Annotated in this window: 8 protein-coding genes; 3 read left to right on the top strand and 5 right to left on the bottom strand. The window is 67.8% G+C overall.

Features of this window, described 5'->3' with window-relative positions:
- The coding region (locus MUO23_10470; GenBank protein ID MCJ7513378.1) for a cytochrome ubiquinol oxidase subunit I at positions 1 to 626 on the bottom strand (626 nt) is incomplete at its 3' end.
- 216 nt (positions 627 to 842) lie between these two features.
- On the opposite strand from MUO23_10470, the gene MUO23_10465 reads away from it, so the two are divergent.
- On the top strand, positions 843 to 1,565 hold the full coding sequence (locus tag MUO23_10465; GenBank protein MCJ7513377.1) for a DUF364 domain-containing protein: 723 nt from the start codon (positions 843 to 845) through the stop codon (positions 1,563 to 1,565).
- An 83-nt stretch (positions 1,566 to 1,648) separates the two neighbouring features.
- Here the strand turns inward: MUO23_10465 and tsaD are convergent, their stop codons facing one another.
- The 4 genes from tsaD to MUO23_10445 all read right to left on the bottom strand — a co-directional run bounded on the left by tsaD (position 1,649) and on the right by MUO23_10445 (position 6,040).
- Positions 1,649 to 2,686 (bottom strand): tRNA (adenosine(37)-N6)-threonylcarbamoyltransferase complex transferase subunit TsaD, encoded by a 1,038-nt coding sequence (gene tsaD / locus MUO23_10460; protein MCJ7513376.1) that lies wholly within the window; start codon positions 2,684 to 2,686, stop codon positions 1,649 to 1,651.
- A 172-nt stretch (positions 2,687 to 2,858) separates the two neighbouring features.
- Complete coding sequence (locus MUO23_10455; protein ID MCJ7513375.1) at positions 2,859 to 4,076, bottom strand: Xaa-Pro peptidase family protein; 1,218 nt, start codon at positions 4,074 to 4,076, stop codon at positions 2,859 to 2,861.
- A gap of 216 nt (positions 4,077 to 4,292) precedes the next feature.
- Positions 4,293 to 5,645: an L-seryl-tRNA(Sec) selenium transferase gene (selA, locus tag MUO23_10450; protein MCJ7513374.1), complete on the bottom strand. Its 1,353-nt coding sequence runs from the start codon at positions 5,643 to 5,645 to the stop codon at positions 4,293 to 4,295.
- Complete coding sequence (locus tag MUO23_10445; GenBank protein MCJ7513373.1) at positions 5,642 to 6,040, bottom strand: hypothetical protein; 399 nt, start codon at positions 6,038 to 6,040, stop codon at positions 5,642 to 5,644. Before MUO23_10445 ends, selA begins: the two co-directional genes overlap by 4 nt.
- Between MUO23_10445 and MUO23_10440 the strand changes: the two genes are divergently transcribed.
- Positions 6,028 to 8,067 (top strand): ABC-F family ATP-binding cassette domain-containing protein, encoded by a 2,040-nt coding sequence (locus MUO23_10440; protein ID MCJ7513372.1) that lies wholly within the window; start codon positions 6,028 to 6,030, stop codon positions 8,065 to 8,067. The genes MUO23_10445 and MUO23_10440 overlap by 13 nt on opposite strands.
- 48 nt (positions 8,068 to 8,115) lie before the next feature.
- Positions 8,116 to 9,549: an LCP family protein gene (locus MUO23_10435; protein MCJ7513371.1), complete on the top strand. Its 1,434-nt coding sequence runs from the start codon at positions 8,116 to 8,118 to the stop codon at positions 9,547 to 9,549.
- The last annotated feature ends 198 nt before the right edge of the window (positions 9,550 to 9,747 follow it).

The following is a 9,747-nucleotide window of genomic DNA, read 5'->3' as shown; positions in this document are numbered from 1 at the left end:
GCCGTCCTGCGCCGCAGGTGATAGGCGCTGATGGCCAGGACGAAGAAGGCGCCGGTGGTGATCGCCCCGGCAATCACATGCGGGAACTGGAGGCGGACATGCGGATTGGTCACCAGCGCCCAGAAGTCGACCATCACGGCCCGTCCGTTCTCGAGGGCATAGCCCACAGGCTGGTGCATGAAGGAGTTGGCGATCAGGATCCACAAGGCGGAGATGGTCGAGCCGAACGCCACCAGCCACATCGTGGCAGCATGCACCCCCTTCGACAGCCGATCCCAGCCGAAGATCCACAGCCCCAGGAACGTCGACTCCAGGAAGAAGGCCAGCAGTGCCTCGATCGCCAGCGGAGCGCCGAACACATCTCCGACGAATCGGGAGTACTCCGACCAGTTCATGCCGAACTGGAACTCCATCACGATCCCGGTCACAACGCCGACGGCGAAGTTGATCAGGAACAGCTTGCCCCAGAAGCGGGTCATGCGCAGGTAGGTCTCGTCGCCCGTGCGCACGTAAGCCGTCTCCATGATCGCCACCAGCCATACCAGGCCGATCGTCAGGGGCACAAAGAAGAAGTGGTAGACGGAGGTGATGGTGAACTGCCAGCGGGCCAGAAGGACTTCAGTCATATGGGATCCTCCTTGCGGCCGGACATCCGCGTCCGCTCAACGATAGGGCGGGACCCGCCGGGGAAGCCCAGGCGCCCCCGCTGCGGAGTCTACACCGGCCGGTTGTGGGCGGGCTCGGAGGGTTGATGGTGCGCCGCTTGGATTGTCCTCGAATCCCCCGGCATCGGGCAGTGTCAACCGTCACCCGGACGCAATGCCTGCGCTGAGAATGAAAGCATGGGCTTGTTGGAGGGCCTGCCGGTGACCGCCGCCGAGGCCGATGTCGTCGATGACTGCCTGGGGCTGCACTGGACCGGCGTTTGGGTTCGGACTCCCAGGGGCGAGCGCTGCGGCCTGGCGAGCACTTTGTGCCCCTCGCCGGAGCCTGCCAGGCTGGCCTCCCCCGCCGTCGCCGATGCCGGACAACTGGACTCGATGCGCCTCCCCCGCGGCGGGCCGGAAGCCAGCCTGGGACCTGCCACCCTGCAGGCGATGATCCCCCTGAATCAGAATCGCTGGACGCAGGGGAACGCGGACCAGGTCCTGGCATGGCGCTGCCGTGGAAAGCGCGTTGTTCTGGTGGGGAAGTTTCACTTCGCCGCCCTGCTAGGCCCGCTGGCCGCGAGCCCTACCGTGCTGGAGCTGGAACCGCTCCAGGGCGAGCGCCCGGGCGACCAGGCGGCAGAGGTACTTGCCGCCTCGGACTTGATCGTGATCACCGGGATGGCGCTGGTCAACCGCACGCTGGATGGCCTGCTGCCGCTTTGCCCACCTGACGGCCAGGTGGCGCTGGTCGGTCCGAGCGTGCCGCTCAGCGAGGTGCTCTTCGGCCACGGGGTCAGCCTGCTACGCGGGGCGTTTGTCGAGAAGCCAGCCCAGGTGATGGCCGGGATACGCCAGGGAGCGGATTTCCACCCGGTCCGCCGGCTCGGGGTGCGGGTGGGGATCTTCGGGCGCTGAGCTTCCCGATCCCCGCCGGGTGGCGGTTGACCCCAAGCCAGGCCCAGGTCACTGCCGGCACAGCCGGGAGTCGGCTTGAGGCGCTAGGCGGCCAACGGCCAGGTGGGGAGGACGTCGATGTCGAGGGCGTCGCGCTGTCCCGACAGATAGCGCCAGTGTCCCAGGGCGGCGATCATGGCGGCGTTGTCGGTGCACAGAAACAGAGGCGGCACGCGCACGGGGAAGTCGCGCTGGTCGAGCATCGCCGACCGCAGCGGCAGGTTGGCGGAGACGCCGCCGGCGATCAGGACTTCCTTGGCCTTGAAGGCCTTGGCGGCCGCCAGCGTCTTGCCGGCCAGGACGTCGATCACGGCCGCCTGAAACGAGGCGGCCAGGTCGGCGATCGGCAACCCCGGGCCGGGCGCCTCCACCCCGGCCTCGATCTCCGGCTGCTGGGCCCGCACTTCGCGCAGCACAGCGGTCTTCAAGCCGCTGAACGAGAAATTCCACGTGCCCTGCAGCCAGGCGCGCGGAAAGCGGAAAGCGGAGGCGTCGCCGTTCTCGGCGGCGGCCTGGATCGCCGGGCCGCCGGGATACGCCAGGCCGAGCAGCCGGGCGACCTTGTCGAAGGCTTCGCCGGCGGCATCATCCAGGGTGGCACCCAGCCGCTGATATTCCAGATGGTTCGTCATCAGGATCAGTTCGGTGTGGCCGCCAGAGACGATCAGGCACAGCAGGGGAAAGTCTGGCAGGGGCTGCCCCTCGACCAACCAGGTGGAATACAGGTGGGCTTCGAGGTGGTTGACGCCGAGCAGCGGCAGGCCCGAGGCCAGTGCCAGCCCCTTGGCCATGTTGAGCCCGACAACCAGCGACCCGGCTAGGCCGGGCCCGCGGGTGACGGCGATGGCGTCGATCGCGTCCATCCCGACGTGCGCCTGGGATAGCGCCTCCGAGACGACCGGGAAGATGGTCTCGATGTGGATGCGTGAGGCGACCTCGGGAAAGACGCCCCCATAGCGGGCGTGCAGGTCGGCCTGGGAGGCGACCACGTTCGAAACCACGTGCCGGCCACTCTCGACCACGGCGGCAGCCGTCTCATCACACGAGGTCTCAATGCCGAGGAGGCGCGTTTCCTGTTCCATGTCCGGTCGATGATGGTGCACCAACTCGTCGGCGAAGTCAACCGGCTGAGCGGGTGCAAGGCGTCAAGATTCGGTCGCGGCGATCTGCCCCGGACGCACACCTAGGGCGAGGTCCAGCCCGTGCCAGGGCTCGCCGGGTGTCGCCGATGAGCCTGGGGCTGCCCTCGCCCGGCTACCAGCCGGGAGCGCGCAGAACCAGGTCTTCCGGGAACTCCGCCAGGGCCTCGGCCCTGCCATCCGCACCCAGAACGTAGGTGTTCTCCAGACGAACGCCGAATCCCCGGTCGGGGTAGTAGAGTCCGGGCTCGATCGTGAACACCATTCCTGCCTGGAGGATGGACCGTTCGGTTTCGAGGTGGCGCATGCTGGGGGGCTCGTGGACGTCCAGCCCGACGCCGTGGCCCAGCGAGTGCACGTAGCCGTCAGTTGTGCCCGGGCGGCTGCGGAGGGTCGGATGGCCGCCGGCCTCGAACAGGTCGCAGGCCTGGCTCTGCAGTTCGCGGGTCGCCCGGCCGAGGCGCAGTCCGTCGAGGCTGGCGTGGTAGCAGTCGGCCACATCCTGATAGGCCGCCAGCAGTTGGTCCCCAGCCCGGCCGAGGCTCCAGGTTCGCGTGAAGTCGTAGAAGTAACCTCCGCCAGCCTCGCGGGGAAAGATGTCGAGGATGATCGGTACGCCGAGCGGGATGGGTTGGTCGGACCGGCCAGTGCTGTGCGGGAAGGCGGTCTCGCGGCCGATGGCGAGGATCGTACCTTCCGGGTTCTCCAGATCCTTCATAGCCAGCCACAAGTTGATGCGCCGCTTGACCTCACCGACGGTCAGGGGTTCCCCTTGCTGATTGACCAGCCTTCCGTCCCGGGCGGGGTGGCTCATCAGGAAATCAACGACGTTGCCCACGACCGAAACCGTCGCCCGGGCGACCGTCCGCATGCGCTCGACCTCTGCGGCATCCTTGGTCGATCGGGTAAGCATCAGCACAGCGCTCTGGGTGTCCTCGAGGGCAAGGCTGATCTGGGGCGCAGCCTGCTCCAAGGCTTTGAGGAAGCTGTATACGGCGCCGGCTTCGGCTTTGCCGTGGACCGCCACGTTGCCGCGAACCTGCAGGGCCTCGAGTTCGGCGGCCAGCTGCTCGCCCGCCTGGCTTGAGATCGTTTTGCCCCACCCGGCCTGCTCGAAGTTGCGGGTTGGCAGGCCTGTGAGGGCAGCCTGCTCGCGCTCCATATTGCCGTGGAAGAGGATGGGTGGCTGCCCTCGCGGTTTCAGCAGCAGCGTGGTGCCTGCGTTCGTGGTCCCGCAGAAGTATGTCGTTGCGGCGTGCGGCATTCCGTCCGACAAGATCAGCAGGGCGTCCAGGCCGGCGGCCTGCATGTGTGCGTCCAAGTCAGCCTTCATCCGTTCTCCTTCTTGTGTGTTATCGCTGACGTGGGATGCCGGTTTCCTGCGGCTCCGGCCAGACGGCCGAGCCGGGATCCGGCCCCGCCGGGGGGCCTGCCCGCCGCTCTGCCTCCCCGGCCGTGCATCGCCGAGGGATGCCCGGGGGTTGCACCTTGGGCAAGCGGCATAGTGAGGTTCGACTGCCCGGATGTTGCCCTGGGCCGGCGGGGCCCTTCAGCCTCCTGATAGCAAACTGTGCAAGATGCGCAGCAGGTCAGCTTCCTGCGACTCGAACACCGTACGCGGGTCGAGCACGAGCCGGTCATCTTCGACCCGGGCCACGACCGGGGGCGACTGGCGCCGGAGCCAGGCTGCCAGCTGATTGGGCCGGGGGAGAGAAAAGGCGAGCAGCGAGGTCGGCAGAGTCTCTTCCGGCAGGCTGCCGCCGCCGACCGTGGACCGGCCCGGGAGCACCTCGCCGGCACCCAGGGCACGTACCCAACTTTCGGCTCGCCGACGCAGATCCCCCTCTGTGGCCGCGATCATCTGCCAGACCGGCACCTGCTGCACGGCTTCATCCTTGAGGTAGTGCACCAGCGTTGCTCTCAGGGCGGCCAGGCACAACTTGTCGGGCCGAACCGCGCGTGCCAGCGGATTGCGCCGCAGGCGGTCGATCAGATCCCCCCGGCCGACGAGGATCCCTGCCTGCGGGCCTCCCAGCAGCTTATCCCCCGAAAAGGCTACCAGCGAAACTCCGGCTTGGAGGGATTCTTGCACGCTGGGCTCGTGCCCCAGCCCGTAGGCGGCCGTGTCCAGCAGCGCGCCCGAGCCCAGGTCATCGAGCACGGGAATATTGTGCTTGGCGCCGAGATCCGCCAGGCTGCCCAACGAAGGCTCAGTGGCGAAACCGATCAAGCGGAAGTTGGAGGAATGGGCGTGCAGGATCAAGGCGGTTTGGGGGCGGATTGCCTGCTCGAAATCCCGCAGGTGGGTGCGGTTGGTGGTGCCGACCTCGACCAGCCGTGCCCCCGACTGCTTGAGGATATCCGGGAGGCGAAAGCCGCCGCCGATCTCGATCAACTGCGAGCGGGAAGTGAGTACTTCCTTTCCCCGGGCCAGCGCCGTCAGGGCGAGCAGCACCGCGGCGGCGTTGTTGTTGACCACCAGCGCGGCTTGCGCTCCGGTCACCTGGCACAGCAGGGGCTCGACATGAACATGCCGCTGGCTGCGGGCGCCCCGCCTCAAGTCGTACTCCAGGGCGACGTAGCCGGACGCCGTCTCGAGGACGGCCTGGCGGGCGGCGCGGCTGAGCGGCGCCCGGCCGAGATTGGTGTGCAGCACTACGCCGGTGGCGTTGATGACGGGCAGTGGTTCGGGTTCGAGCAGGGCGGCGATCTCTTGGGCGGCGGCCTGGATCAGCAGCGAGTCGGGCGGGACGGGGTCGCCCGGGGAGATCACGGCGCGCACCGACTCAACCCGGGCCCGGAGCGATTGCAGCACCAGCGGGCGGCCGTAGCGTTCCACCAGCCCACGGGTATCGCCGTGACGCAACAGTCGGTCGATCGACGGCAGGTCCGAAAGGCTCACCGGCCGGCTTTCCAGGCCGACCGCTCGAGGAGACGCAGGAACCACTCGAGCGTGGCCAGCCCAACCCCGAGCAGCAAGGCAACTGGCAGCGACAGACTGCGGTTGACCTGCAGCCAGACGACGATATCGACGTACAGCGCCAGCAGCAGCGCTTCGCGTACAAGCACTCCCGGCGCAGGCGAGCGCCGCCGGCTGAAGCGAACATTCAGCAGCCAGACGAAGGGCAGGGCGACGCCGGTGGCGGCCATCGTCAGCAGGAAGAAGAACAGCCAGCGCGGGCCGACGGTGGGCAGGGTGGTGGTCAGCAACAGCAGCAGACCCAAGGCCCCGGCCAGGGCAAGCACCAGGCCCGCAATCAGGGCGCTGCGGTAGGTTGGGGATGATGAGTCGGACATGGATCGGGTTTCTGACCGGGATGGCCGGAATTATAGCCCAGCAGCTGCTGTGGGCGGCGGTCGCGCCGGCCCGGCTGATCCCCGCGGCTAGGTATAATGCCCTGGATGACCCCATGTCTCTGCTGACCGCCTCCGGCCTGGCCAAGAGCTACGGCGCCCAGGATATCTTCTCCGGTGTATCGCTGGCGATCCCCCATCAGTCGCGGATTGGCCTGGTAGGCCCCAACGGAAGCGGGAAGACGACCTTGCTGCGCTTGCTGGCCGGACTGGACTCGCCGGATGCCGGGCGTGTCAGCCGCTCGCGCTCCCTGCGGATCGGCTACCTGCCGCAGGAGGCCCTGCCCCCGGGCCTTGACGATCTGCAGGCGCAGGGCGGATTGTGGGGATTCTGCCTGGAGGCCCTCTCCGATCTGCGCCAGCAAGAGGCGGCGTTGACGGTGCTGGAAGCCGCCATGGCCGATCCCCGCCGGGCGGAAGAGGCGATGGCGCGCTACGGCCCGATGCAGGAGTCGTTCGAGCGGGCCGGCGGCTACACCTACACCGCCCGCATCAAGCGGGTGTTGAGCGGTTTGGGATTTGCGGCCGACGAGTTCGACCGCCCGCTGGCCAGGCTCTCCGGCGGCGAGAAGACCCGGGCCTATCTGGCGCGCTTGATCCTCGAAGACCCCGACCTGCTGCTGCTCGACGAACCGACCAACCACCTGGACGTTCAAGCGCTGGAATGGCTGGAGGGCTGGCTGCGCGAATGGCCGGGCGCGGTCCTGGCAGTGTCGCACGATCGCTACTTCCTGGACCGCGTCGTCGATCAGGTCTGGGAGCTTGAGCCCGCCGGCATCGAGATCTACCGCGGCAGCTACACGGCCTACGCCCAACAGCGGCAGGAGCGAAAGGCGCTGCTGGCGCAGGCTTACCGCAGACAGCAGGCATTCGTCGAGTCGGAGTCCGACTACATCGCCCGCAATATTGCCGGGCAGAACACGCGTCAGGCCCAAGGCAGGCGCAAACGTCTGGAGCGCATGCTGCGCCAGAAGCCCGTTGAGCGCCTGCGCCCCGAGGCCTCGATTCATTTCACCTTTGGCCAGACCGAACGCTCGGGCGACCGGGCGCTGGAGACGCATTCGCTGCAGGTGGGCCATGCCGACTCGCCAGAGGCGCTGTTCTCAGTTCCCGACCTGGTGCTGCAGCGGGGGGAATGCGCGGCCCTGCTCGGGCCCAACGGGGCAGGCAAGACGACGTTCCTGCGCACCCTTTTGGGGGAGATTGAACCGCGTACTGGGAAGGTCCAGCTGGGGGCGAGCATCCGCCTGGGGTACTTCGCCCAGGCGCACGCCGATCTGGATCCGTCCAGCACGGCCCTGCAGTCGGTGATGCAGGCCGATCCGTCGTTGACGCCAGCTACCGCCCGCGACTGGCTGGCGCGCTTCCTGCTGCGCGGCGATTCGGTCGACAAGACGGTCGACGTGCTCTCCGGCGGTGAACGCGGTCGGCTGGCCCTGGCACGGCTGGTCCTGCAGGGGGCCAACCTGCTGCTGCTCGACGAGCCCACGTCTCACCTGGATCTGACATCGCAGGAGACGCTGCAGGCCGCGCTCTCGGCCTACGACGGCACCATCCTGTTGGTCTCCCATGACCGCTACCTGGTGAACGCCCTGGCCACCCAGGTTTGGTCGGTCGTCCCCCCGGCCCAACACCTGCAGGTAACTCCCGGGAACTACGACCAGATGCTGGAAATGCAGCCAGGCCTGTCCCAGCCTGCCCAGGCCAAGCCGGCCGCCGCCGGTTCCTCCTCACGGCGCCGCTCCCGCCCGGCGCGGTCGGTGCGGAAACTAGAGACGCTGGAGGCCGATATTCGCGCTCTCGAGCAGACGCTGACGGATGTAGGCGCCCAGCTGCAGGTCGCCGGCAGCGATCTGGGACGGGTGCGGGATTTGGGCCAGCAGTATGCGCAGTTGGAGGCCGATCTGCAGGCCGCCCTGGGCGAATGGGAACGGCTGGCGGCCGAAATGGAAGAGGGCCCGGTGATATAATCCGCCCGCTTGCCCCTGGCGCTACAGGGGCATCGGAAGGTTGTCGCCTTGAGAGCCCGTTCATCCTCCGAAAAACCCGTCCGACGCCGCAGCGGAATGCCCGCCTGGGTCCTGTGGGCCCTGGGGGGCGCATTCCTGATAGGGATTGTGCTCACGGGGTACCTGGTGTTCTCCATGGCGCGCGGCCTGGCCTCCGCCTGGACAGGCACTGGGCCGGCGCCCTTCAGCTTCGCCGGGATCGGCGGCGGGGAAGCCACACCGGCGGCTGGCCAGCCGCCGGTGGCGATTCCCGCTCAGGAAACCGGGCCGGCCTGGAACGGCGTCGACCGCGTCAACATCCTGCTGATGGGGCTCGACTATCGCGACTGGTCCGAAGGCGACGGTCCGCCGCGCACCGACAGCATGATGCTGGTCTCGGTCGATCCGATCACCAAAGCCGCCGGCATGTTGTCGATCCCTCGCGATCTGTGGGTCGAGATCCCGGGCTTCGAGCACAACCGCATCAACACCGCCTATTTCCTGGGTGAGACCTATCAGCTCCCCGGCGGCGGTCCGGCGCTGGCGGCCAAGACCGTCGAGAACTTGCTGGGCGTCCCCGTGACCTACTACGCCGTCATCGATTTCCGCGCCTTCGAGCGCATGGTCGATGAGATCGGGGGCGTCGAAGTGCTCGTCAAGGAAGAGGTCAAGATCTGCCCCATCGGGCAGAAGTGCCGCTGGCTGCGGCCTTCGAGCGCCTTGCTGAACGGATCGGACGCGCTCGCCTACGCCCGAGCGCGCAAGACGGCCGGCGGCGACTTCGACCGGGCGCAGCGCCAGCAGCAAGTCGCCATGGCGATCCGCGACAAGATCCTCAACCTGAATATGCTTCCGTCCTTGCTCGCCAAAGCTCCGGCCCTGTATGAGAATTTCGCCACCGGCATTCGGACCAACCTGTCGTTCGACCAGATGATTGCCCTGGGGTCCCTGGCCGTGCAGCTTCCGAAGGAGAGCATCCGCCGCGGGGTGATCGCGCCTCCGGACATGGTGACCATGGAAACCCTGCCCTCCGGTGCCGAGGTCTTGCGCCCCATCCCGAGCGAGATTCGGCGTCTGAGGGATGAGCTCTTCGCCCAGGCCAGCGCCGTCGGCCCCGCCGCCCCGGTGGACCAGCCTGTTGAAGCGGCGAAGGTCGAGAACCCGCGGGTGCGGATCCTGAACGGCTCGGGGGTGGAGGGTCTGGCCAGCAAGACTGCAGAGTACTTGAAGGCCCAGGGCATCTCGGTGGTGGAGGTCGGCAATGCCGATCGCCTGGACTACGAGAAGTCCCGGATCTTCGTCCACAATCCGACCTTCCCCTACACCCTGCGTTTCCTGGCCGAACTGATGGGCCTGTCCCAGGGCCAGATCCTCAGCCCGGTTGCGCCCTCCGGGGATTTCGACCTTGAGGTGGTGCTGGGGGCCGATTGGGCCTACCAGGCTATCCAAGGCGCAATTCCCTGAGTCATCGCCGCGGCGGTTCTTCCCCGACGCTGGCACCCGCCAGCGTCGTTTGGTTGCTGGGCGAGCCCGGCCAGAAGGTCCGTTGGGAGTGGGAAGCTGTGCCGGTGGCGCGCCGGCGCTCCCAGCCGCGGAGGGAGGGGCTAGATCGGGGCCAGCACGATCATAGCCAGGCCGACGACGATCCCGATCACGGCCCCG

The organism is Anaerolineales bacterium, assembly GCA_022866145.1.
GTDB lineage: Bacteria > Chloroflexota > Anaerolineae > Anaerolineales > E44-bin32 > PFL42.
This window is presented reverse-complemented; position numbering and strand designations above follow the sequence as displayed.

Excerpts from the sequence above, each read along its gene's own strand:
- MUO23_10465 (MCJ7513377.1), top strand. The coding sequence starts at position 843 with ATGGGCTTGTTGGAGGGCCTGCCGGTGACCGCCGCCGAGGCCGATGTC.
- tsaD (MCJ7513376.1), bottom strand. The coding sequence starts at position 2,686 with ATGGAACAGGAAACGCGCCTCCTCGGCATTGAGACCTCGTGTGATGAG.
- MUO23_10455 (MCJ7513375.1), bottom strand. The coding sequence starts at position 4,076 with ATGAAGGCTGACTTGGACGCACACATGCAGGCCGCCGGCCTGGACGCC.
- MUO23_10440 (MCJ7513372.1), top strand. The coding sequence starts at position 6,028 with ATGAGTCGGACATGGATCGGGTTTCTGACCGGGATGGCCGGAATTATA.
- MUO23_10445 (MCJ7513373.1), bottom strand. The coding sequence starts at position 6,040 with ATGTCCGACTCATCATCCCCAACCTACCGCAGCGCCCTGATTGCGGGC.